Annotated in this window: 24 protein-coding genes; 18 read left to right on the forward strand and 6 right to left on the reverse strand. The window is 54.4% G+C overall.

All coding sequences use genetic code 11. The annotated features are described in order from the left end of the window. Positions 1 to 4: 4 nt before the first annotated feature. From artI to ACOTX2_RS17595, 3 genes are all read right to left on the reverse strand, one after another. A complete protein-coding gene (gene artI, locus ACOTX2_RS17585) occupies positions 5 to 736 on the reverse strand; it encodes an arginine ABC transporter substrate-binding protein ArtI (protein ID WP_006174322.1) in 732 nt (243 codons plus the stop codon). A gap of 18 nt (positions 737 to 754) precedes the next feature. Beyond that, complete coding sequence (gene artP / locus ACOTX2_RS17590) at positions 755 to 1483, reverse strand: arginine ABC transporter ATP-binding protein ArtP (RefSeq protein ID WP_006809439.1); 729 nt, start codon at positions 1481 to 1483, stop codon at positions 755 to 757. 226 nt (positions 1484 to 1709) lie between these two features. Next, on the reverse strand, positions 1710 to 2228 hold the full coding sequence (locus ACOTX2_RS17595; protein ID WP_022647580.1) for a lipoprotein: 519 nt from the start codon (positions 2226 to 2228) through the stop codon (positions 1710 to 1712). A 97-nt stretch (positions 2229 to 2325) separates the two neighbouring features. Here ACOTX2_RS17595 and ACOTX2_RS17600 point away from each other — a divergent pair, with 97 nt between their 5' ends. From ACOTX2_RS17600 to ACOTX2_RS17610, 3 genes are all read left to right on the forward strand, one after another. Then, a complete protein-coding gene (locus ACOTX2_RS17600; protein WP_003858361.1) occupies positions 2326 to 2649 on the forward strand; it encodes a heavy metal-binding domain-containing protein in 324 nt (107 codons plus the stop codon). Next, positions 2646 to 3476 carry an N-acetylmuramoyl-L-alanine amidase gene (locus ACOTX2_RS17605; RefSeq protein ID WP_023305777.1) on the forward strand — a complete coding sequence of 277 codons (831 nt, stop codon included), beginning with the start codon at positions 2646 to 2648 and terminating at the stop codon, positions 3474 to 3476. The genes ACOTX2_RS17600 and ACOTX2_RS17605 overlap by 4 nt, the downstream gene beginning before the upstream one ends. A 262-nt stretch (positions 3477 to 3738) precedes the next feature. After that, complete coding sequence (locus tag ACOTX2_RS17610; protein WP_022647582.1) at positions 3739 to 4362, forward strand: helix-turn-helix domain-containing protein; 624 nt, start codon at positions 3739 to 3741, stop codon at positions 4360 to 4362. Positions 4363 to 4365: 3 nt separating this feature from the next. On the opposite strand, the gene ACOTX2_RS17615 is transcribed toward ACOTX2_RS17610, so the two are convergent. After that, positions 4366 to 4998 carry a hypothetical protein gene (locus ACOTX2_RS17615; RefSeq protein ID WP_045623349.1) on the reverse strand — a complete coding sequence of 211 codons (633 nt, stop codon included), beginning with the start codon at positions 4996 to 4998 and terminating at the stop codon, positions 4366 to 4368. Then, the gene (locus tag ACOTX2_RS17620; protein ID WP_063148393.1) at positions 4998 to 6560 is read right to left on the reverse strand and encodes an ExeA family protein; all 1563 of its coding nucleotides are present in this window, start codon (positions 6558 to 6560) and stop codon (positions 4998 to 5000) included. The genes ACOTX2_RS17615 and ACOTX2_RS17620 overlap by 1 nt, the downstream gene beginning before the upstream one ends. 300 nt (positions 6561 to 6860) lie before the next feature. Here ACOTX2_RS17620 and gspC point away from each other — a divergent pair, with 300 nt between their 5' ends. From gspC to ACOTX2_RS17695, 15 genes are all read left to right on the forward strand, one after another. Further along, positions 6861 to 7592 carry a type II secretion system protein GspC gene (gene gspC, locus ACOTX2_RS17625; protein WP_032621712.1) on the forward strand — a complete coding sequence of 244 codons (732 nt, stop codon included), beginning with the start codon at positions 6861 to 6863 and terminating at the stop codon, positions 7590 to 7592. A gap of 13 nt (positions 7593 to 7605) precedes the next feature. Then, entirely contained in the window at positions 7606 to 9528 is a 1923-nt protein-coding gene (gspD, locus tag ACOTX2_RS17630; RefSeq protein ID WP_023299693.1) for a type II secretion system secretin GspD, read from the forward strand. A gap of 14 nt (positions 9529 to 9542) precedes the next feature. After that, positions 9543 to 11021, forward strand: coding sequence for a type II secretion system ATPase GspE (gene gspE / locus ACOTX2_RS17635; protein WP_063148392.1), 1479 nt, complete (start codon positions 9543 to 9545; stop codon positions 11019 to 11021). Beyond that, entirely contained in the window at positions 11021 to 12229 is a 1209-nt protein-coding gene (gene gspF / locus ACOTX2_RS17640; protein WP_063148391.1) for a type II secretion system inner membrane protein GspF, read from the forward strand. Before gspE ends, gspF begins: the two co-directional genes overlap by 1 nt. A 3-nt stretch (positions 12230 to 12232) precedes the next feature. Next, positions 12233 to 12682 carry a type II secretion system major pseudopilin GspG gene (gspG, locus tag ACOTX2_RS17645; protein ID WP_023299696.1) on the forward strand — a complete coding sequence of 150 codons (450 nt, stop codon included), beginning with the start codon at positions 12233 to 12235 and terminating at the stop codon, positions 12680 to 12682. Then, entirely contained in the window at positions 12682 to 13167 is a 486-nt protein-coding gene (gene gspH, locus ACOTX2_RS17650; protein WP_023299697.1) for a type II secretion system minor pseudopilin GspH, read from the forward strand. Before gspG ends, gspH begins: the two co-directional genes overlap by 1 nt. Next, complete coding sequence (gene gspI, locus ACOTX2_RS17655; protein WP_045308510.1) at positions 13160 to 13540, forward strand: type II secretion system minor pseudopilin GspI; 381 nt, start codon at positions 13160 to 13162, stop codon at positions 13538 to 13540. The genes gspH and gspI overlap by 8 nt, the downstream gene beginning before the upstream one ends. Next, positions 13537 to 14190 carry a type II secretion system minor pseudopilin GspJ gene (gene gspJ / locus ACOTX2_RS17660; RefSeq protein ID WP_063148390.1) on the forward strand — a complete coding sequence of 218 codons (654 nt, stop codon included), beginning with the start codon at positions 13537 to 13539 and terminating at the stop codon, positions 14188 to 14190. Before gspI ends, gspJ begins: the two co-directional genes overlap by 4 nt. After that, complete coding sequence (gene gspK, locus ACOTX2_RS17665) at positions 14187 to 15197, forward strand: type II secretion system minor pseudopilin GspK (RefSeq protein ID WP_063148389.1); 1011 nt, start codon at positions 14187 to 14189, stop codon at positions 15195 to 15197. The genes gspJ and gspK overlap by 4 nt, the downstream gene beginning before the upstream one ends. A gap of 15 nt (positions 15198 to 15212) precedes the next feature. Next, positions 15213 to 16346 carry a type II secretion system protein GspL gene (gene gspL / locus ACOTX2_RS17670; protein WP_063148388.1) on the forward strand — a complete coding sequence of 378 codons (1134 nt, stop codon included), beginning with the start codon at positions 15213 to 15215 and terminating at the stop codon, positions 16344 to 16346. Then, positions 16343 to 16828 (forward strand): type II secretion system protein GspM, encoded by a 486-nt coding sequence (gene gspM / locus ACOTX2_RS17675; RefSeq protein ID WP_022647595.1) that lies wholly within the window; start codon positions 16343 to 16345, stop codon positions 16826 to 16828. The genes gspL and gspM overlap by 4 nt, the downstream gene beginning before the upstream one ends. Further along, positions 16825 to 17622, forward strand: a complete 798-nt coding sequence (locus tag ACOTX2_RS17680; protein ID WP_023299702.1) for a prepilin peptidase — start codon at positions 16825 to 16827, stop codon at positions 17620 to 17622. The genes gspM and ACOTX2_RS17680 overlap by 4 nt, the downstream gene beginning before the upstream one ends. 253 nt (positions 17623 to 17875) lie before the next feature. After that, a complete protein-coding gene (locus ACOTX2_RS17685) occupies positions 17876 to 20599 on the forward strand; it encodes a glycosyl hydrolase family 18 protein (protein ID WP_038415759.1) in 2724 nt (907 codons plus the stop codon). 101 nt (positions 20600 to 20700) lie between these two features. Next, positions 20701 to 21141, forward strand: coding sequence for a type III secretion system invasion protein IagB (iagB, locus tag ACOTX2_RS17690; protein WP_023299704.1), 441 nt, complete (start codon positions 20701 to 20703; stop codon positions 21139 to 21141). 134 nt (positions 21142 to 21275) lie between these two features. Further along, complete coding sequence (locus ACOTX2_RS17695) at positions 21276 to 23102, forward strand: chitinase (protein ID WP_063148387.1); 1827 nt, start codon at positions 21276 to 21278, stop codon at positions 23100 to 23102. Between the two features lie 144 nt (positions 23103 to 23246). Here the strand turns inward: ACOTX2_RS17695 and ACOTX2_RS17700 are convergent, their stop codons facing one another. Then, positions 23247 to 24260, reverse strand: a complete 1014-nt coding sequence (locus ACOTX2_RS17700) for an NAD-dependent epimerase/dehydratase family protein (RefSeq protein WP_022647600.1) — start codon at positions 24258 to 24260, stop codon at positions 23247 to 23249. Positions 24261 to 24462: the final 202 nt, after the last annotated feature.

The following is a 24462-nucleotide window of genomic DNA, read 5'->3' on the forward strand; positions in this document are numbered from 1 at the left end:
GGAATTACTTCTGGAACCATTTTTTGTAGATGGTTTCGTAGGTGCCGTCTTTCTTCACTTTTTCCAGCGCAGCGTTGAATTTCTGCTGCAGCTCGGTGTTGCCCTGACGTACGGCAATACCCAGACCTGTACCGAAGTAGTCTTTATCTGTCACCTTGTCACCCACGGCGGCCAGCTTGTCGTTCGCTTTCAGCCATTCAGTCACGACAGCCGTGTCCCCGAACACCGCATCGATACGGCCGTTTTGCAGGTCCAGCTTCGCATTCTGGTAGCTGTCATACGGCACGGTGGTGATTTCCGGGTGCTTATCCATGATGAATTTCTGGTGCGTGGTGCCGTTCTGCACGCCGACTTTCTTGCCTTTCAGCAGGTCAACGGAGGCGTATTTACCTTTCTGACCAATGAACAGCGCCGAGTTGTCGTAGTAAGGGGTGGTGAACAGAACCTGCTTTTCACGCTCCGGAGTGATGTCCATACCGGCCATCACGGCGTCGATACGGCGGAACTTCAGGCTGGGGATCAGGCTGTCGAACGCCTGGTTGCTGAAGGTACAGGTCGCGTCGATCTCTTTACACAGGGCATTTGCCAGATCCACGTCGAAGCCAACAATCTTGTTGTTCGCATCAATGGATTCAAACGGAGGGTAGGACGCTTCAGTGGCGAAACGGATGGTCTGGGCTGCGGTAGCGGAAAGGCTGACGCTAGCAAGCAGCGCGGCAATCAATACTTTTTTCATTATAATTTCCCTAACACATCAGTGTGATAAGTAGTTTTTGAAGGCATCGGTTTGCGGGTTGGTGAAGCAGCTCGCATCACCTTGCTCAACGATATACCCGTTTTCCATGTAGACCACGCGGCTGGCGGTTTTGCGCGCCACTTCCACCTCGTGGGTCACGATGACCTGGGTAATGTTGGTTTCCGCCAGTTCACGAATGATACTCACGATCTGGGCAGTAATTTCCGGGTCCAGCGCCGCGGTTGGTTCGTCGAACAGCAGCACCGCTGGCTCCATCATCAGCGCACGGGCGATCGCCACACGCTGTTGCTGACCACCAGAGAGATGCAGAGGATAACGGTCGCTGTACGGTTTCAGACGCAGACGTTCCAGCAGCTTTTCAGCACGCGCCATCGCCTGGTCTTTGCTTAAGCCAAGCACGCGGCACGGGGCTTCAATCAGGTTTTGCACCACCGTCAGATGCGGCCAGAGATTATATTGCTGGAAAACCATGCCCACGTTTTGACGCAGTTCACGAATCGCTTTATCAGAAGGGGTTTTCGCGAAGTCAAAATGGTTACCGGCGATGGCCAGCGTTCCCGAACGGGGCATTTCAAGCAGATTTAAAACACGCAGAAGGGAGCTTTTTCCCGCACCGCTTGGGCCGAGCAAAACCAGCGTTTCGCCCTCCGGGCAGCTCAGCGTAATGTCGAACAGCGCCTGGTGTGCGCCGTAGAAGCAGTTAATGCCGTTTAGTTTAATACTCATCGGGGCAGTCTTTACTCATCCAGGCAATCTATAGCAATTGAGGCCGCAGATAGTACCGTTGACAGAATAGTTATGCAATATTTCTGCGTTAAAAGTTAAATATAACCCGTGTTTCCTCTTAAACATAGCACAAAATAGCGACGGGAAAGGGGGGCGAGAATAAATGTCGGCATTCCGCATGAAATGCCGGACATTTTACGGGGTTAACGTTTATTTAACGTATGCGTTAGCGGTTCTCAATCGACTGGCGAAGGGTGCCCGCCGGAGCATGAACGCTGCCGCCAATGTAGCGCACATCATCTATTGCCCAGCACTGGCCTTCACGGATCATCAGTACCTCATCCTGCCAGGTTTGTGTCCCCTGGGTTAGCTTCACGCGCAGAGGAATATTCCGTGCGTCGGTATTCGGAATGGTGGACGCGCTGGCGACGTCGGCGCTGTCCGGCAGCGTGGCGCGGCTGGAGAACGGATCGGATGAAAGCAGCGCGTTTTGCTGCGGATCGCGCGAGGCGTCATTAAGCAGTTTCGCCAGATTATCGCTCAGGTACGGGCGCAGGGCGGTGAGGTCATTACCGCGATGCTGAATGCGGTAATCATAGAACTGTTGCGCCACGGCGTCCGGGCCGCCCTCAATGCAGGGGCCGCTGCGGGAACCGATATCCTTAAAGGCTGGCGTGACCGGCGTAGTGCAGGCGCTGAGCACCAGCGCGCAGGGCACTAAAAGCGTTAAAGCAGAGTAGCGCATGTTGATTTCCTTATTTATTAACTATCCTTTCAATCATAGCGTAACGAACCGATAATGCAGTTGCTAACGCATTGAACGCTAAAGACGGAGAGGAAGTATGCAATTTTCAACAACACCAACCCTGGAAGGTCAACCCATTACCGAGTACTGCGGCGTGGTCACCGGTGAGGCGATTCTGGGCGCCAACATCTTCCGGGACTTCTTTGCCGGCATTCGGGATATCGTCGGCGGGCGCTCCGGTGCCTACGAGAAAGAACTGCGTAAAGCGCGTGACATTGCGTTTAAGGAGCTGGGCGAGCAGGCCAAAGCGTTGGGCGCGGATGCGGTGGTGGGCATTGATATCGACTACGAAACGGTCGGGAAAGATGCCAGCATGCTGATGGTGAGCGTAAGCGGCACGGCGGTGAAAACCCGTCGATGAAGCGTTCGCTCTCAACCCTCCTGCTGGCATTGTTGCTGGCAGGATGCGCCTCGGAAGAGGGCATTGTTGATAAAGGCGCGTACGAACTTGATACGCGCCATCAGGCGCAGGCGGCCTACCCGCGCATAAAGGTGCTGGTGATCCATTACACCGCCGATGATTTCGACACCTCGCTTGCGACCTTAACCGATAAAAACGTCAGCTCTCACTATCTCATCCCCGCAAAGCCCCCAGCTCCGCAGGGCAAACCGCGTATCTGGCAGCTGGTGCCGGAGAGCGAGCTGGCCTGGCATGCAGGTATTAGCTTTTGGCGTGGGACCAACCGCATAAATGATACCTCCGTCGGCATTGAGCTGGAAAACCGCGGCTGGCGGAAAACCGATGGTGTGAAAACCTTTACCCCCTTCGAACCGGGGCAAATTGCGGCGCTAATCCCGCTTGCCAGAGACATCATCGCCCGCTACGACATTAAACCGCAGAACGTTGTGGCCCATTCGGATATCGCCCCGCAGCGTAAAGACGACCCTGGCCCGCTGTTTCCGTGGCGCGAGCTGGCGCAGCAGGGCATCGGAGCCTGGCCCGAACCGGCGCGGGTAAATTTTTATATCAACGGGCGACCGCATTATCAGCAGGTTGATACCGCAGCACTGCTCGATCTGCTGGCGCGCTACGGTTACGAGGTGCCAGAAAACAGCACGCCTGCACAGCAAAAACGCATCATCATGGTGTTCCAGATGCATTTTCGTCCGCAGTTATGGAATGGCGTAGCGGATGTGGAAACCATGGCGATTGCCGAAGCACTTTTAGAGAAATACGGGCAGGGGTAAACCTTTAGCTTACCCCCAAATGAGTATATTTCCGCAAGTTTCTATTAGATTAATCCTAAGTACAATCTCATTTCATTTTTAGTTAATTGACTTAAAATTATTCGGATTTAAGATGGACACATAGCACGCTAAGCAATTTGGCGAATAAAAAACTTTACTCTTTTTTTTATTCTTGAGTTTTTCATCAGGAAAATATTTATGGTTCGGTATGAATGCCGTTGCCATGTTTTTTTTAAAATCACATCTTAAAACGGGTATAACAATGTTAAGCATCTATGGAAAAAAATTACGTCCGCAACATGAAATGGAAAAGATTATTTCTGCAACCTCATGCGTTGAAGAAAGAACGTTAAAAAAATGGCAGAAGATTTCCACTGCTGATTCCGGTTTAATTCATATTATCGTCAGCGGCGAAGTCGAATTTCGACGTGACTCTGACGAACTGTGCTTGTTCACCGTTACCGGGCAATGCATTTTCGGGCTGTCGTCGATGTATTACAACGCCACCCATATGTACGGCCTTGTTCGGTCGAATACGGTTGTTCGCTCGATCAAGAAAGAGGTCTTCGCCCAGCTGATGACCGAGAAAAACCTGTGGCCTGAACTGACAAAAGTGCTTTCCTGGTACATATGCCTGATGAGCAAGCGCGATGATATTCTGGTCGCTCGCAGCGCATATTCTGTTGTTCGCGAATTTTTATATGAGATCAACGACCTGATTGTACAGCATCAGCGTGATATTAACGTTTATGATTACATTCAGGAATACACTAACCTGGCACGTAGCACCATTATTAAAATCCTCTCCGATCTGAAAAAAGGTCAATATATTGTGGTGGAAAAAGGTCGACTGCTTAACCTCACCGCACTGCCTGAAAAATATTAATGCCTACTCCCGCCGGTCTCCTTTATCACTGAAAGGGGAACGGCTGTTTTCACTGTTTTTAACACTTGCTTGTGAATTATCCTGCGTTTCGTCAACCGGCGGTGCGGGAATTTTTCCTTGAGAATAATCCTGCTCCTGCTCTTTTAATGCCTGTTTAAATAATTCCGTTAATGATGACTCTTCACTGCTCGTGCTGGCGGGGGCGGTATCGTGCTCATGCGCCTCAGTTCCGGGTAGGGTATCCCGCGAGGGGTCTTGCGGCACCGCGCCGTCGGGCGCCTGCTGCCAGTCGGCATCATCACTGATGATCGGCAGATCCTGCATCGGTGGAACATCAACAGGCACTGGCGCAGCTTTAGGCTGCGGATGCGGGAACGGTTTACTCACGTACACGTAGTGCATCTCCGAAAGCTGGGTTTCCGGTTTGGCAACGCTGGCGTTGACCGGTTCAGGTGCCGGGTGGCGCATGTTCCAGTAGACATGCATATACAGGCCGACAACCAGCATGGCGCAAAGGCCGACCATCCATAATGCTGTTTTGCCGAAAACGTTTTTCAGGCTGGGGAGGCGGTACGAAAACCAGACCGCTTCCCCGGTTGTATAGCTGCGCTGGGCCGCAAGGCAGATGGTCGACATTAGGCTTTCTTCTCCTGCATTTTTGCGTCCGGGGTAGTGCGGGTGGCCTGAATCAGTACGCTCGGCGTGCTGTTGGTCACGCGCATCAGCTGCATCAGCGTTTCTTCGCCGGGGATGCCATCCACGTGCAGATGCATTTTTTGCTGAAACTCACGGGTGCGTTTCATCATCTCAGCGGTCCAGATCCGGGCATGCGTTTCGGGCTGGTTCAGCGCCAGGCTTAACTGCTGATCGAGCCAGGCCATGTCTTTGCTGTCGCTGGCCGCGCCGATCGCGTCTTTTCCTTCCGGTGTCAGGCGGTGCAACTGGGTGAAGTTGCCGGTCGCATGCCGGTTAAACCAGCTGCGGCTCACCTGCCAGGTCCGGTTATTCATTAACAGGTCAATTGATGTATCTCCGACCCTGGCGACCACCGCATAGTTAAGGTGACCGCTGGTTTTCAGTTCACTGACCCACGGATACCCTTCCTGCGCCAGCGTCTCCGGCGACGCGTTCCCCTGTTTACACATCAGGTTCACTTTAGCGGCATTCTGGCACAGCGCATCTTCGGCCGAGGCGTCATATCCCCACATCAGATAGAGCTGGTGCATCGCATCCGGCTGATTAACCATTTCATTGTCGATAACCGGCACCACGGGCGCCTCCGTTTTTCGCGTCGGCTGTTTCCAGCTGACGGGGACCGGCAGCTGGATGGGAAGATGCCCGCTGATGGATGAGGTTAAATACCAGCCGCAGGCGGCAAACAGCACCGATGCGAACAGCCCCACGGTTGCCAGACGCTTACCGTGTTTTTTCGCGGGCAGGATCTCTCCCGCCGCCAGGCGTAAATGACGCGGGCTGACCTGCGACGCGCGTTCCGTCCAGGCGGCGAGCATTGACAGGTGCGCCAGTTCGTTAAGTTTGCTGATGTTGCCTTTGGTCAACGTGTGCATTTTGCGCACGCGGGCCGGCGTTAACGGCGAATTTTCACAGCCGTGTTCTTCGCATTGCGCCTGCACATAGCCCAGGAATTCGCGGCAAGTCAGGGGGCGCAGGACATGACGAGTGTGTGTATATTCGCGCAGTTCAGGTTGCTTAAGCAGGATTTCCTGATCCGCAGTGCCCGTCAGCACCACGGAGAGCCGGAAGTTCAGCTCCTGGGCTCGCGTGAGCAGCGTACCCAGGACTTCACGGCAGCTCTCTTTCATGGCTTCGGCGTGTGAAATCACCAGCACTCTGGTTTTCGCTTTTCCCTCGTGCCACTGGCGCAGGATGGCATCCACCGCCTGCAGGCGATTCTTGCTCTCTTTCGTTACCGGATTGAGCTTGTACAGCAGGCTACTGGCACTCAGTTTGGGAAACGCATTGATAACAAGGACGTTACTGTGGCGGGTTTTTAGCGCATCGCTGAAGTGACTCAGAAGCGGGGCGTCGTCGCAAAAGAGCCCGATAATTCCCGCCTGCTGGGTTTTCTCTTTCAACAGGTTGAACACATCCTGATGATAAGGCACCAGAAAATCCCCGGATAAACGGGTGATCGATCTGAATGGCGGATTTTTAAAATTAAAGTGGCTCTGATACATAACGACTTACCGTCTCTGATTAGGAATAGCAACAGCATCAGAAAGTAAGGTAACGCCCCTGAACGGTCAATTTGCAAACAGGGTAAAAATATCCTGCTGGCAGCGTCTAACATTTGGATTTTATACGGTCAATATTTTTCTTTATGAAAGTTAGCGGCGAAGTCAGTGGTCGCATTTGCACCAGCTTATTACTATTTTCATCCATATTGGCGCAGTATGACGCTGCTTATTTTTGCTTTGCTATAGGCCGGATAAAAAATGAGGTTCTCATTTCTTTCACGGTGGATAACGCCTTGTATTATGTTTGTGCTGCTGATCTTTTGCGGCCAGCAAGGGTATCTCACCTTTAAAGATTATAAAAAAGTTATGAATAAGTTGGCTAATGCCGATCAACAGCCGCTGAAAAAAACGCGCGAAGAGAAATCCTTTTCGCTATTTACGGCAGCCGTGCGTCAGGAAATCTTACCGGGTGCGGTGAAAGCCCCGCTGGCAGCTGAAATCGAAGGTATTGTGAACAGCGATGACGCCTGGCTCTCCTTTGCTGTCATCAAAACGCCAGGCGGTCAGAGAAGCTACCGTGAGGGTGAACCTCTCTCTGGATTTAACGACGCATTTATTCAGGAAATAAACAAAGATAATGTGGTGGTTAATTATGAAGGTACTACGCAGGTTCTGGCATTAAATAAACCGGACTATTTTAAGGGTGGCGTGGATAGCGGCCCGGTAACGAAATCGACAAAAGATGTTGGCGCAGAGAGTGTGCATCTTGATGATTATCTGGTGTTAAAACCCATAATTGAAAAGGGCCGACTGGAAGGCTACAGGATAAACCCAAGGAATGCCTCCGCCTTTTACAGCCAGTCAGGTCTGGAAAAAGGCGATGTGGCGGTTCAGGTTAACTCTGTCGATATGACCGATGAAGCAAAAGCGAAAAGCATTATTGCCAACTGGTCAAAAATGAAAGAAGCGGAGGTCATCGTACGACGTCACGCTCACCTTGAAAATATTCGGATTAATGTTCTAAACAATTAAAAAGTGTGCAGACATGAAAAAAATTCCCTGGGCGTGCGTGGCGCTGACCGCATTGTCGTTATATTCCAGTTCGCTGCTTGCAGCTAACTTTAGCGCGAGTTTTAAAAATACTGATATTCGCGAGTTTATCGATACGGTAGGCCGCAATCTCAATAAAACCATTCTGGTCGATCCGTCCGTCCAGGGAACCGTCTCGGTCCGAACCTACAACGTGCTGACGGAAGATGAGTACTATCAATTCTTTCTGAGCGTGCTGGATCTCTACGGCCTGTCGGTGATCCCGATGGACAACGGCATGGTCAAAGTGGTGCGCTCAAGCGTAGCGCGTACCGCCGGTGCGCCGCTGGCAGACAGCAAAAATCCGGGCAAAGGTGATGAGATCATCACCCGCGTGGTGCGCATGGAAAACGTGCCTGTTCGTGAGCTGGCCCCGCTGCTGCGTCAGCTCAACGATGCCACCGGTATCGGGAACGTGGTCCACTTTGAGCCGTCCAACGTCCTGCTGTTAACCGGTAAAGCCTCGGTGGTGAACCGGCTGGTGGATCTGGTGCAGCGCGTCGATAAAGACGGCATCCAGCGTCGCGAAATCATCCCGCTGCGCTTTGCGTCCGCCAAAGAACTCTCGGAGATGTTGAATAACCTCAACAATGAAGAACAGAAAGGGCAGAACGCGCCGCAGCTGGCGACTAAAGTCGTCGCGGATGACGAAACCAACAGCCTGGTGATCAGCGGCGCGGAAGATGCGCGGGCGCGCACCCGTTCCCTTATTCATCAGCTGGATCGTGAGCAGAATAACGAGGGCAATACCCGCGTCTTCTACCTCAAGTATGCCAGCGCCACCAAAGTGGTGCCGGTTCTCACCGGGATTGGTGAGCAGCTGAAAGACAAGCCGGGTGCGGCCAAAGCGAAATCCGCGAGCGCCTCAACCGATCTGAATATTACCGCCGACGAGTCAACCAACTCCCTGGTGATCACCGCACAGCCTAACGTGATGAACTCCCTCGAGAAAGTGATCGACAAGCTGGATATTCGCCGTCCGCAGGTGCTGGTGGAAGCGATCATTGCCGAAGTGCAGGACGGTAACGGCCTGGATCTTGGCGTGCAGTGGACCAGCAAGCACGGCGGGGTGCAGTTTGGCTCCACCGGCCTGCCAATCAGCCAGATTAAAAATGGCACCATGAAAGGGGCAAGTTTCACTGGCCTTGCGACCGGCTTCTTTAACGGTGACTTCGGTGCGCTGGTGACCGCGCTTTCCACCGACGGCAAAAATGACATCCTCTCAACGCCAAGCGTGGTCACGCTGGATAACAAAGAAGCGTCGTTCAACGTCGGTCAGGATGTGCCGGTGCTTTCCGGTTCGCAAACCACCAGCGGCGACAACGTCTTTAACTCGGTTGAGCGTAAAACCGTAGGGACCAAGCTGAAGATTGTGCCGCAGATTAACGATGGCGACATGATCCATCTGAAGATTGAGCAGGAAGTGTCGAGTGTCGACAACAGCGCGACGGAAGACTCCAGCCTCGGCCCAACCTTCAACACGCGCACGATTAATAACGAAGTGATGGTCCACAGTGGTCAGACGGTGGTGCTCGGCGGTCTGATGGAAAATGTGACCAAACAGTCCGTGTCCAAAGTGCCCCTGCTCGGCGATATCCCGCTGGTCGGTCAGCTGTTCCGCTACACCTCGCAGGATACTTCCAAACGCAACCTGATGGTGTTTATTCATACCACCGTCCTGCGTGACGACGACAACTACAGCGCGGCCTCGAAAGAGAAATATGACCAGATCCGGGTGCGCCAGATGCAGCGAGTGGAGGAGAAAAAGCTCGGTATTGTTGAGCCGACTGACAACGCTGTCCTGCCCGCGTTTCCCTCTGCAAGCACTGGCGCCGCACCGGTGAAAACCAGCGCCACGCGCAATCCGTTTAAAGAATAGCGCGGAGGGGTAACGTGGACGAACTGAGTAAAACACTGTGTAACAGCAGCTACGCAAAAGATAACGGCGTTCTGTTTTACAACAATGATGTCTATATCCGGGACGACACTCCTGCGCATGCTCTGCTGGAGGTGCGCCGGGTGCTGGGCCGTGCTTTCATCCCCGTCACTGTGACGCCGGAAGCGTTTGACGAGATGCTGGCCAAAATCTGGCAGCAGAGCAGCGGCGTGTCGCAGCAACTGGTGGACGACATGGACGCGGATATCGATCTGATGGCCTTAACCGAGGAGATCCCGGATAACGAAGATCTGCTCGATAACGACGAAAACTCACCGGTGATCCGCCTGATCAACGCCATTCTCGGCGAGGCGGTGAAGGACGGCGCGTCGGATATTCATATCGAAACCTTCGAGCGCACGCTGAGCATCCGCTTTCGTGTTGACGGCGTGCTGCGCCCGGTGTTGCAACCGGCGCGTAAGCTCGCGCCGCTGCTGGTGTCGCGTATTAAGGTGATGTCGAAACTCGACATCGCCGAGAAACGTCTCCCCCAGGATGGACGTATCTCCCTGCGCATCGGCCGCAAGTCCATCGATGTGCGTGTGTCGACCATTCCGTCCCAGTACGGCGAGCGCGTGGTCATGCGCCTGCTCGATAAAAGCAATCTCAAGCCCGACATCAACAAGCTTGGGCTGATTGATGAAGAGCTGGAGAAGCTGAAAGGGCTGATTGACCGCCCGCATGGGATCATCCTCGTTACCGGCCCGACGGGTTCGGGTAAAAGTACCACGCTGTACGCCATTCTTTCGGCGCTGAACGGTCACGAGCGCAACATTCTGACCGTGGAAGACCCGATCGAATACGAGCTGGAAGGCGTGGGGCAGACGCAGGTTAACCCGCGCGTGGACATGACCTTTGCCCGCGGGCTGCGCGCGATTCTGCGTCAGGACCCGGACGTGGTGATGATCGGGGAAATTCGCGACGGTGAGACCGCCCAGATCGCGGTGCAGGCGTCGCTGACCGGTCACCTGGTGATGTCGACGCTGCACACCAACAGTGCCGCAGGGGCGATAACCCGTCTGCGGGATATGGGGCTGGAGTCGTTTTTAATCGGTTCATCGCTGCTCGGTGTCATTGCCCAGCGTCTGGTGCGTCGGCTGTGTACGCACTGCCGGACCACCAGTCCGCTGGATGCCAATGAAAAAGCGTTGTTCAGCTTTATGGACGCGCCGCCAAAAGCGATTTATCGCGCGGTGGGGTGTGAACACTGCCGTCAGAGCGGCTATCAGGGCCGCGCCGGTATTCATGAGTTTCTGGTGGTGGACAGTACCATGCGCCGCGCCATCCATGAAGATAAGGACGAAATGTCCATCGAAACGCAGCTCTTTAAGCAGGCCTACAGCCTGCGTGAAAACGGGCTGCTGAAGGTGATTAGCGGCGTGACGTCTCTGGAAGAAGTCATGCGCGTCACCGCCGAGCGTGGGGGGGATGCGTAATGGCTTTCTACGCCTGGACGGCGACGAGTGCCGCGGGAAAAACCCAGCGCGGGACGTTACAGGCCGAGGGACAGAAGCAGGTTCGCCAGTGGCTTCGCGAGCAAAAGCTGATGCCCGTGAGTATCACCGAAACCCGCAAAACGGCGACAGGCGGGAAAGCGAAAACCGGGGCGAAGCTCTCTACCCCGGTGCTGTCGATGTTTACCCGTCAGCTTTCGACGCTGGTGAACGCCGCGCTGCCGCTGGAAAGTGCGCTGAAGGCGATCTCTAAGCAGACGGAAGATAAAAAGCTGGCGGCGATGGTGGTGGAGATCCGCGAGAAGGTGGTCGAGGGGCATACGCTGTTCGACGCCTTTAGCCAGTTTCCACGCACCTTCGACAAACTTTACTGCACGCTGGTGATGGCCGGTGAAAAGACCGGCCACCTGGGCGACGTGCTGGAGAAGCTGGCGGAGTACAACGAGCAGCGCCAGAAGATGAAAAGCAAGCTGACACAGGCGATGGTCTACCCGATTACCCTCACCGTGGTCGCTATCGCGGTGATCGGCATTCTGCTGGTGGCGGTGGTGCCGCAGGTGATTGAGCAGTTTACCCACATGAAACAGCAACTGCCGATCACCACCCGGACGCTGATTGCGGTAAGTGATTTCCTGCAAGCCTGGGGTATCTATATTGTCGGCAGCCTGGCGGGGGCGTTCGTCGGCTTCAAAACCTGGGTGCGAAACGTGAAAAACCGTTTTCGCTGGCACAGCTGGCTGGTGAACGGCTCGCCGATTAAAAAGCTGGTGTGCGCCATCAACAGCGCCCGCTATATCCGTACCCTGAGCATTTTGCAGGCCAGCAGCGTGCCGCTGCTGGAGGGGATGTATATCGCGATGGACGGTATTGAAAATCTCTATGCCCGTCAGGTGCTTGAGCAGGCCGCCGATACCGTACGTCAGGGGGCGTCGCTGTATGCGGCGCTGGAACAGGCGAAATTATTCCCGCCAACCATGCTGTATATGATTGCCTCCGGTGAAGAGAGCGGGGAATTAGGTAATTTAATGGATCGCGCTGCAGAAAATCAGGAATCGGCATTACAGCATCGAATTACATTAACGCTGTCGGTATTTGAACCGGCGCTGGTGGTATCCATGGCGACGATTGTTTTATTCATCGTTCTTTCAATATTACAACCGCTTCTGCAACTTAATAATATGGTAGGTTAAATCATGGCTCTAAAACGTAAAAACCTGGCTCGCCAGGCGGGCTTCACATTGCTCGAATTAATGGTGGTGATTGTTATTCTTGGCGTTCTGGCGAGTATGGTAGTGCCAAACTTAATGGGTAATAAAGAAAAAGCGGATACGCAAAAGGCGACCAGCGATATTGTCGCGCTCGAAGGCTCGCTGGATATGTATAAGCTGGACAACCACCGCTACCCGACCACAGAGCAGGGTTTGCAGGCGCTGGTGACGAAGCCGGAAATCGCACCAATCCCGAACGGCTATCGCGCGGATGGCTATATTCGCCGCCTGCCGCAGGATCCATGGGGCAGCGATTATATTCTGGTCAGCCCAGGTGAACACGGTGCGGTGGACATTTTCTCTGCGGGTCCGGACGGTGAAGCGAATACTGCCGATGACATTACCAACTGGTCTCTGGATAAGAACGAGAAGTAATGAAAAATCAACGCGGCTTTACGTTGCTGGAAATTATTCTGGCGCTGGTGATATTTGCCAGCTGCGCCATGATGGTGGTGTCCACCATTCCTTCGCGCAGCGGCGCGGATATATTTGGCCAGCAATTAAAAGCGCTCGTTGATTATGGTTCAGACCGTGCGGTGATGGACGGAAATATTGTCGGGCTGGTGATCGCCACCGATAAATATCAGCTGGTGACGATCGCGGATAAAAATGGCGAGCGTCACTGGGTGCCATTATCTGCCGGACGTATTACCACCAAAGGTGATTTTCCGGAAGAGATGCACGTGTCGCTATCGCCGCAGCGCCTGGCCGCGACGGTGGCGTCCGAGCCACAGGTGATCTTTTTACCGGACGGTGAAATCAGCCGCTTTACGCTGACGCTGCAAAGTTACGACAAACAGCACCATTTCCGCGTGGTGTCGCAGGGTGCGGCGCCGGTATCGGTAGAAAACGATGGCTAACGACAACACAAAGCAAAAGGGGATGACGCTGCTGGAGGTGATGGTCGCGCTGGTGATTTTCTCCACCGCCGCGCTGGCGCTAATGAACTCGGTCTCCCTGAACGTGCGTTTTACCCATGGCTTGGCCGATACCTTGCAGGCCAGTTGGGTGGCGGAAAATCAGCTGGCGGAAGCGCAACTCACCAAAACCGACTTCCCGGATGCTGAGCAGCAGGGGACGGAAATCATGGGCGGGCGCAGCTGGAACTGGCGTAAGCAGCGGGTGAAAACCGCCGACAACGGCTGGGCGAACTCCATTCGCGTCTATGCGGAAGGCGATGAGAGCCAGCCGGTTGTTTCCCTGCACATCATTCCGCCGGGAGAGAGCAAGTGAAGAAAACGCGACGCCAGCGCGGATTTACCCTGCTGGAGATCATGATTGCGCTGACTATTTTCGCGGTAATCAGCACCCTGGCCTGGCAAATTCTGGACGGCGCGATGCGTACCAGCTCGGCCACCGATGCCAGCGCCGCTAAGCTCAACCAGCTTCAGCGCGGCTGGAGTCTGATGGAGCGCGATTTTTTCCAGCTACAGGCGCGAGCGCCGCGTAATGAGCCAGATCTGTTCCGTCAGGAGGGCGATGCCCTTGAACTGACCACCCTGAATGGCGTGAGCGGAACGGTCCAGCTGGAGCGCGTACGCTGGCGGCTGGAAGAGGGGCGTTTGTACCGCGACGTCTGGCCGGTCATTGACGGCCCGGTGGACGTTAAGCCTGACGAAGTGCCGATTGTCAGCGGCGTAAAAGCATTGCAGTGGCGGTTTTATCGTCAGGGCTGGCAGACAACCTGGCACGACGCCGCCCATCTGCCGGACGGCGTGGAGGTCACGTTGACGATGGAAAACGGGGATACCTGGCGCTGGGTGTTCACCACGCCGGGGGATATGCCGGAGGTGGCCGCTGCCGCAGCCCCAGAGAAAGCCGCCGACGCGCCTGCGACGACTCCGGACGCAGCCCCTGCGCCTTCGCCGGAGACCAGACCATGAACCGAATCCGTCAACAAAAGGGCGTCGCCCTGCTGGTGGTGCTGATTTTGCTGGTGATGATGTCGGCGCTGGCCGCCAAAATCAGCCAGCAGTTCTGCCGTAATTTGCAGAAAACGCATTATCAGATAAGCCAGCAGCAGCTGCGCTGGGCGATGCAGGCCCAGGAAAAAGTAGTGAAGGACAGGTTACAGACCGATGCCAGCGGCGAGAGCAAGCCGTTGGCGCTGGACGGCGACTGGCATCAGCCGCTGGAGACGCAGGGAGAAGACTACACGGTCGTGAGCCAGGTGGAAGACGCTCAGGACTGCTTTAACGTCAATAACCTGTTGACCGCCGACGTCGCGCCCCAGGGGCAAAGCGCTCCCGCGGTGGCGGAAAAACCGCGTAAAGAGCGGATTGTTGAACAACTCCTGACGGAAAGCGGGCTCAGTCCGGGTACGGCGGAGGCGGTCTATTTCCAGCTGGTGGATTATCTCGATGGTGACAGCACCACGGCGAAAGAGGGTGCCGAAAGCGATGCGTGGGCTGGCATCGTGCCCGCCCGGCAACCGGCAAACCAGATGATGCGCAGCATCGCGGAGATCAAACTGCTGCCAGCGTTCCCGGTTACGGCATATCCGAAGGTGAGCAAGCTGTTATGCGCGCTGCCGGACGCCGCCAGCAAGGTGGACGTTAACACCCTGCAACCGGAACAGGCCGCTGTGCTGGCGGCCATGTTTCCGGGAAAATTCACGCAGGATGACGCGGTTCGTCTGCTGGATACACGTCCGGAATCGGGCTGGGAAAATATGGACGCGTTCAGCAAAGCGCTGGAGCAGACCTTCCCGCAGTTAAAAGACGATCTCCCGCAGGTGACAGATCAATTTTCTATAAACAGCCGGTACTTCCGCGTGAATTACAGCGGCAATACCAATGAATTAACGCTTCGCGTGGTCAGCCAGCTTCAGATGAATAACGAAGCCGGTGAGATCGTGACGTGGCAGCGTCGTTACCGAATGATTGAATAAGAAAAGTAGAACGTTATGAAACAGGTACTTTTTGTTCGCCCCGACAGCCGCGAGGGCGGGAAAATAATGTGCTGTGAGTCCGGCAGCGAGCGCGTCGAGGTGCTCGACAGCCTGGAGATGCTGGCCGAACACCCGCTGGCTACACGCGTTTGTCTCCTGCTGCCCGCCAGCGACATGATTTTCCGCCATTTCACGCTGCCGAAAAAGGTGGCTTCTCAGGCGATGGCCTTCTCGTGGATGGCGGAAGAGACGCTGATTGGCGACGTGGACAACCTCCACTGGACAGTGCTCTACAAAAAAGGCGCTGACGTCGACGCCGTTGCCATTGACGCCGACCGCCTGCGTGCGGCATTGACCCGCTGTCACGAGGCCGGATTAAACGTGATTCAGGCCCTGCCTGATGCCTGGCTGCTGCCCGTGGCGGCAGGGGGCAGCACGCTGGTCGCACAGGATAAAGGCTACTGGCTGCGTTTATCTCCCCACGTGGCGGGTGAAATGGAGGGAACCCTGCTGCCGCTGTTGATGCAGAAAGCCGGAGACGGGGAAGTGTGTTGCTACGGCGACGCGCCTGCGGACGTTCACGTTGACGTACAGCATGCCTGGCAGCACCCGCTGGTGCTGATCCAGCCGCAGTGGAAAACCTGTCGTATGAATCTGCTTCACGGTGAATTCAGCCTTAAGGCCGGTCATGGCCAGGCCGCAAAAAGCATGAAAGCAGCGATGATAGCGGCGGGCCTGCTGTCCGTTGGTCTGCTGCTGGGGCCGCGCATTGCGATGGCCTGGATGCTGGTGCAGCAGGAAAATCGGGTTCAGCAGGAGATCGTTCAGGTTTATCAGCACCATTTCCCCAGCATGCGCCAGCAGACCAATATCAAATATCACTTTGGCCAAAGCCTGAAAAAACAGAGCAAGGGGTTCTTTCTTCAGCTTGAGGAGCTGGAGAAAGCCCGGCAGTCAGTCCCTGCGATGGAGATCGATCTGCTGGAATACGATGCGCAGCAAAACACCCTGACGCTGAGCGTTAGCGCACAAAGCCAGCCCGCGTTGCAGGCGTTTGTGAACCAGACCAGTGAGAATTTTGATTTTACCTTACAACCTGTTTCAACAACCGAACCGTATACCGCCATGATCGCAGGGAAACATAAATGAAAGAGCGAATCGCGCAGCTGAAATCACGCTATCAGAATTACAGCGCCCGGGAAAAAATCATTTTAAAAATATGTGCCGTTGCCATTGTGGGGGCTGCGGTGTATTACACAGGAGTAATTCCCCTGGATAATATGATCCAAAATAGTAAATCGACGCTTAAAAGACAAAAAGAGACGCTCAACTGGATGCGCAGTGAAATTGATAAAAATCATCTTCAGGTCCAGTTAGTTAAAACGAATAATCCGCGTACGGTGGTCGAGAACAGCGCTCATGAAATTAATCTTTCACTGACGGATGTGCGCCAGGAGGGGCAAACTTTATCGTTCGTGGTGAATCGGGTAAATGTATATGAATTAAAAAGCTGGCTGCGTGAAATTAATCAGACCTCCGGCGTGACATTGCAAAAAATAAACCTCACACCGGTTGACCACCTCAGCGATGTGAAAGCACAGGTGCAGCTTACCTGGTCAAAAAGCGCATGAATACCTTCACGCTGATGCGGGAGGCCTGTCCGCTCGGTTTCCCGATGATGAGTGCTATCCTGGGCGGGATTATGGGCAGTTTTCTCGGCGTTGTTGCCGAGCGCGTACCGGGAATGGTGATGGATGAGGAGGGGAGCGGCAATCTGCTCTTTCCTGCCTCGCACTGCCCGGTGTGTCAGCACACGCTTGCTGCATGGGAAAATATCCCGCTGCTCAGTTGGCTGTTATTACGGGGGCGCTGTCACCAGTGCGGCAGCGCGATCCCGCTGCGACTCTTTTTGGTGGAACTGTTCTCCGCGCTGTTTTTTGGCATCACGGCCTGGTGCATGCCGGACGTTCAGGCGCTGTTCTCTTTGTGGTTACTGGCGGCTTTTTTACTGCCGCTGGCCATGATCGACTGGCAGCATCAGTTGTTGCCGGACTGCCTGACCCAGCCGCTGCTGTGGGCGGGGTTAGTGCTCCATGCTATTGACCACACATTGCCGCTACGTGATGCGCTGTTTGGCGCGGTGGCGGGCTATCTGTCGCTCTGGCTGCTCTACTGGGCTTTTCGTCTGATCGCCGGACGAGAAGGGCTGGGTTACGGGGATTTTAAGCTACTGGCGGCGCTGGGCGCCTGGTGCGGCTGGCAGGCATTACCCTCCATTGAACTGGCGGCAGCGTTAAGCGGTATTGTAGGTTATTTCGCCGTCAATAATTTAAATAAAAATAACCTCACTATTTCTTTTGGTCCTTACCTCGCCTTTTCTGGAATCGTGGTGTTTATTAGTCAGCAGTTTGCTTTCACATTTTAAATATACTGGTCAAGGTTTTTTATAAATCTTTTTGATGCTGCGAGAGAAGGACGACTCTTTACGCTCGGTGTATCGTAGGAGATATAAGCTACACTGGATTTGGCTTGTATCTTTTTATGGAGGAATACAGCGCAGCAACAATTTTTTGTTCACGGCACTCACGTTGGTTAAATACGCATTACGCGAAACGCATCCATGATCTCACGGAAGGCATGGGTTATTACGTTATAAATAAATTTATCAGGAAATAAAAATGAAATTTATGAAACCAAAATATCTGGCGCTCTTTATTGCGGCGGCCACCAGCTCCGCATTTGCAGCTGCGCCGGGTACGCCTTCTATTACATCGGGCAATGATAAATTTGCGCTGGTAGAAGTGGATCAGGCGGCACAGGATTACAACAACCTCATCAAAGTGCATAAAGAGGGTGTTGATGTAAAAGTGGAATGGAACGTCTGGAGCGGTGACGCCCCAACGTCTGCAAAAGTGCTGCTGGACGGCAAGACCGTCTGGACCGGCGCGGGCAGCGCGGCGGGTTCTGCGACCTTCAAAGTCAAAAAAGGGGGCCGCTATCAGGAACAGGTCGAACTGTGTAACGACAGCGGCTGTACCAAAAGCGCAAGCAAACTGATTATCGTGGCGGATACCGACGGAAGCCATTTGCTGCCGCTGAATACGCCGCTGCTGGAAAATAACAAAGCTTTCGCTCAGCATACCGATAAAGTCGTCGGTGCCTATTTCCCTGAGTGGGGCGTTTACGATCGAAACTTCTCTGCGGATAAGATCCCGGTCGCGAACATTAACCACCTGCTGTACGGCTTTATTCCAATTTGCGGCGGCGACGGTATTAACGACAGCGCCAAATCTTCAGGTGCACTGGAATCCCTGAAACGCGCCTGTGCTGGCCGTCAGGACTACACCGTGGCCATTCACGATCCATGGGCTGCGTTGCAGAAACCGCAGAAAGGCGTAAGCAACTGGGACGATCCCTACAAAGGTAACTATGGGCAGCTGATGGCGATGAAAAAAGCCCATCCTGACCTGAAAATTCTGCCATCCATTGGTGGCTGGACCCTGTCCGATCCGTTCTATCAGATGGATAACAAAGTACTGCGTGACCGTTTCGTGGCGTCGGTAAAAGACTTCCTGACCACCTGGAAAGTGTTTGACGGCGTGGATATTGACTGGGAATTCCCGGGCGGCGGCGGTGAAAACGCCAAACTCGGCAATCCTCAGACCGATAAAGCCACCTACACCGCGCTGATGCACGACCTGCGTCAGATGCTGAATGAACTGTCTGCGGAAACCGGTCGTACCTACGAGCTGACTACTGCAATCGGTGCCGGTAAAGATAAGATCGAAGACGTGGACTATAACACCACGCAGCAGTACCTCGACCATATCTTCCTGATGAGCTACGACTTCTACGGTGCCTGGAGCAATACCGATCTGGGCCACCAGACCGCCCTGTACGGTGCTTCCTGGAAACCAGACACTAACTACACCACCGATAACGCGGTAAAAGCGATGCTGGAGCAGGGCGTTAAGCCAGGCAAGATCGTGGTAGGCGCAGGTATGTATGGCCGCGGCTGGACCGGCGTTCATGGTTATACCGGCGATAATCCATTTACCGGCACCGCAACCGGACCAATTAAAGGGACATGGGAAAACGGTATCGTTGACTATCGTCAAATCGTCAACCAGATGCTGGGCAAACCGGGCTGGGAATACAAATATGACGAAGCGGCTGAAGCGCCGTACGTGTTCAACAAGTCCACCGGTGAGCTGGTGACGTACGATAACGCCCGTTCCGTTATGGCGAAAGGCAAATACGTACTGAACAAAAACCTGGGCGGACTGTTCGCATGGTCTATCGAGTCTGATAACGGCGATATCCTGAACGCCATGAACGAAAGCCTGCTGGGCGGAAGTTCCATCCCGGATCTGCCTGTTGAGACTAACCATGCGCCAGTGGCTTCAGCTGCCGATCAAAATGTCACCGGTCCTGCAACCGTGACCCTGGATGGCTCTGCTTCCAGCGACCAGGACGACGATGCGCTGACCTATAAATGGACGCAGGTTTCAGGCCCTTCTGTGACCATCGCCAATAGCACCAAAGCAAAAGCCAGCTTTAGCGTTCCGGCTGTGACAAGCGACCAGAACCTGGTCTTCCGTTTGACCGTAACCGACGCTAAAGGGCTGAGCAATGCTGTTGACGTCCAGGTTGTGAATAAAGCGCCTAAAGCCAACCAGGCGCCGGTAATAAATGCTATGGAAGCCGTTACCGTTCAGTCCGGTGAAGCAATTTCTCTGCACGCACAGGCATCCGATCCTGATGGTGACGCGCTGACCTACAGCTGGAGCGTACCGGCTGATATGAACGCGACCGGCACTGATTCGGCCAACGTTCGCATCACTGCGCCAGAAGTGCACAATACTTCTTCCTACACCCTGAGCGTTATTGTGACGGACGGTAAAACCAGCGTGCAGTCTGACGTGCAGGTGACGGTGGAGCCTAAGCCAGCTGACGAGGTAACGCCTCCTGCCGATGACGTAACCCCACCGGTTGACGACGTAACGCCTCCTGCCGATGACGTCACACCACCGGCTGACGACGTAACCCCGCCAGCTGACGATACCACCGGCAGCTGCGACGCACCTGTCGATGCCAACGCCAGCAAATACGCTGCGTGGGACGCGAGCAAAATCTATAACAACGGCGATACCGTAAGCTTCGACCACCTCGTGTGGAAAGCGAAATACTGGACTCAGGGCAATCAGCCTGGCTTCGGTATGGACGCGTGGGAGCTGGTAAGCAACGTGAAGATGAACTGGCGTTCTGACCTGGTCTACAACGGCGGCGACACCACCACCTATGAAGGTAACGTTTACCGTGCGAAATGGTGGACCCGTGGTGATAACCCAGCAAATAGCGACGTATGGGTGAAAGAAGGCGCATCAACAGATTGCAAATAATTTAACCCATTAATTACTCCCCCCTTCTGAGGGGGAGTAATTAGAAATTCATTTACAGGATGTTTCTAAGGAGAAATAACCAATAAAGTCAGCAGGTAAAAATGAAAAAGCTCATTTTGTTGTTATTAATAATAAGCCAGGGTGCTCTGGCAAACTGTTGGGATAAAGCGGCGCGTTATTATCATGTCGACCCTTATTTACTCTACGCGATAGCGAATGTGGAATCCGGTATGAATCCGTACGCGGTTGGGAAAAACCGCGATGGCACGCGGGATGTCGGGCTGATGCAAATCAACAGCTCGCATTTTACCGCGCTGGAAAGCAGAGGCATCGATGAGTATCGCTTAATGACCGAGCCGTGTACCTCCATCATGGTGGGTGCCTCCATTCTCTCCGGAATGATAAGAGTATATGGCTATAACTGGGAAGCGGTAGGCGCTTATAACGCCGGGTTGAAGAAAGAGAATTATCCGCAGCGGATGAAATATGCCCATAAGGTCTGGGCTAAATATCAGCAATTAAAATTAGCAGCACGTGATTAACGTTTTTTATTTTTGAAGAATTCCTGAAGGTGTTCTTCGAAAAGTGAAAACAGCTGAATGTGGTTTATGTATTAACGGAATAATACCTAAGCCGGGATATTAACATTTAATTTGAAACGAACAGGAAAACTGAAATGAACAAAAGGACGTTACTGAGTGTACTTGTTGCTGGTGCTTGCGTTGCACCTTTTATGGCGCAGGCCGCCTCTTTGCAGGCGACCACCGGCGAGCCGTACACCATGAAAGCCAGCGATCTGGCGAAGAAAGAGCATGAGCTCACTAACTTCCCGCTGATGGCCTCCGTTAAAGAGACTATTCAGACCCTGGACAACGCGCAGGTCGAACTGATTGAGCCAGGCCGCGCGGCGAACCCGGACAACGTCAAACGCGTTGAAGGGATTGTGAAAGCCAGCGACTGGGAATATCTCTTCCCGCTGCGTGCACAGGCTTATACCTACAGCAACTTCCTGAAAGCCGTGGGTAAATTCCCGGCGCTGTGTAAGACCTACAACGACGGTCGTGACAGCGACGCTATCTGCCGCAAAGAGCTGGCGACCATGTTTGCCCACTTTGCCCAGGAAACCGGCGGCCACGAAAGCTGGCGTCCGGAAGCCGAATGGCGTCAGGCGCTGGTCCACGTGCGTGAAATGGGCTGGAGCGAAGGGCAGAAGGGGGGCTATAACGGCGAATGTAACCCGGACGTCTGGCAGGGACAGACCTGGCCTTGCGGTAAAGACAAAGACGGCGATTTCCTGAGCTATTTCGGACGCGGTGCGAAACAGTTGTCCTACAACTACAACTACGGTCCATTCTCTGAAGCGATGTACGGCGACGTGCGTACCCTGCTCGATAAACCTGAGCTGGTGGCGGACACCTGGCTGAACCTGGCCAGTGCTATCTTCTTCTTCGCCTATCCACAGCCGCCAAAACCAAGCATGTTGCAGGTGATCGACGGTACATGGCAGCCGAACGATCACGATAAAGCCAACGGCCTGGTCCCGGGCTTCGGTGTAACAACCCAGATCATCAACGGCGGCGTTGAGTGCGGCGGCCCGACTGAAATTGCGCAGTCTCAGAACCGTATCAAGTATTACAAAGAATTTGCGAACTACCTGAAAGTACCTGTTCCGGCGAACGAAGTGTTGGGTTGCGCCAACATGAAGCAGTTTGACGAAGGTGGCGCAGGCGCCCTGAAGATTTACTGGGAACAGGACTGGGGATGGAGCGCGGATACCCCGGACGGCAAGACTTACTCTTGCCAGCTGGTGGGCTATCAGACACCGTTCAGCGCGTTCAAAGAGGGCGACTACAGCAAGTGCGTGCAGAAGTTCTATAACGTGAATATCGTGAATGACGACAGTTCCTCGGTGACGCCGGACGAAACCCCGGTCACGCCAACGCCAACACCTTCTGAAGATGTTACGCCGGCCCCAACGCCAGCGCCAGTTCCGGATGAAACTCCGGTTGAACCTGTCGCGGTGAACCACGCGCCGGTTGCGCAGATTGCGGGCCCAATCGGTGCCGTAGAAGCGGGCGCGCAGGTTTCTCTGAGCGCGGAAGGCTCTACCGACGCAGACGGCAACAAGCTGACCTACACCTGGCGTTCTCAGGATGGCCAGACCGTGACCGGCGAAGATAAAGCGGTGGTGACCTTTAAGGCGCCTGAGTCTGCAACGGCGCAGCAGTATGAAGTGAGCCTGACCGTCAGCGATGGCGAGCTGAGCAGCACCACGTCTTACCTGCTGAACGTGAAAGCGAAAGCGGCAACGCCATCCGGAGAAGATACGTCTTACCCGGCATGGAGCGCGAACAGCAAGTACAACGCCGGTGATATCGTGAACAACCACGGTAAATTGTTCCAGTGCAAACCGTTCCCGTACAGCGGCTGGTGTAACAGTGCGCCGACGTACTATGAGCCGGGTGCAGGCCTGGCATGGGCTGAAGCCTGGACGGCTCTATAAAAGCAAACGGCAACCCTCGGGTTGCCGTTTTAATGTTTGCACCCTCTACCTGTGGGAGAGAGCCGGGGTGAGGGCATCAGTCCGCACTCTCTGTTTTTTGCCGGGTGGCGCTGCGCTTACCCGGCCTACATGAGGCTGGAACGCTTACCGGTGTAACTTCCCGTGATCCCGCAACCACGCCGCCGTACGCACTATCCCTTCATCGAGCGAGATAATCGGTTTATACCCCAGCTCGTTCTCCGCCCGAGAAATATCCAGCGTAAAATCAAAGTTGAGCTTCGACACACCGTAATGCGTCAGCGCAGGCTCTTTCGCCGATTTACTGCCAAAGCGCTCCATGCTGCGGGCAATCATGTCCAGCATCGGGTAGGGAACGGAACGGATCCGGCAGTCGATTTTTAACTCATCAATCAGCCTTTGCACAATGCTGCGCAGGGTACAGGGTTCGCCGTTGGTAATGTTATAGGCGCGGCCCGACACCAGCTTATCGCACTCCGGCTGGCTCGCCAGCCACATGGCGTGAACGGCATTTTCGTAATAGGTCATGTCTACCAGCGCATCGCCGCCGCGTGGTAACAGCACGCTGCCGTAATGGTGCATCATCTGGGCCAGTCGCGGGATAAAGACTTTGTCGTGCGGCCCAAACAGGCTCTGTGGTCGCAGCACGGTAAAGCGGGTGTGCGGATTTGACTGGGCCAGCAGGTCGATCACCTCTTCGCCAGCCGCTTTACTGCGGGCAAATTCACAGGCAAAGCGCGCAGGGCGGAAATCTTCCTGAATATCACGATGATGGTGATAATCAAAATAGAGCGACGGGGAAGAGATATGAATAAAGTTACGCACGCCCCAGGCGACGGCCCATTCGCCCAGACGGCGCGTGGCGCGCACGTTGGCGAGATCGAAGGCTTCCTGGGTACCCCACGGGGAGGTAAAACTGGAGCAGTGCCACAGCGTATCGATACCGGCGAGCATCACCTTGGCCTGAGAGGAGACCAGCTCCGTCAGGTCGGCATGGACAAACTCAGCGCCCATTTTTTGCAAGAGCTTGCCCATCGCCTCGTTGCGACCGGTGGCCCTCACGCTGATGCCTTTGTTGCGCAGAAATTCGACCGCATTTCGGCCTAAGCCGCTGGTCGCCCCGGTAACCAGTACCTTCATAACAATCCACTGTGTTGAAAAGAATTTCGTGCGCATTCTTTCGTGAATTACGATGTGTTGCAATGGGAAAGGTGAAAGAAAAAGAGTTTTATTTAGTTACTTTCCCGCTTTTCTTCTGCCAGTTGCGCAATCCGTTTCGCCATTCCGCGGAAGATAAACAGGTGTGCCGGGATCATCAGCAGCCAGTAGAACAGCCCGGGCA

Source organism: Enterobacter cloacae complex sp. IR5412, from assembly GCF_049237385.1.
GTDB classification, from domain to species: Bacteria; Pseudomonadota; Gammaproteobacteria; order Enterobacterales; family Enterobacteriaceae; genus Enterobacter; species Enterobacter intestinihominis.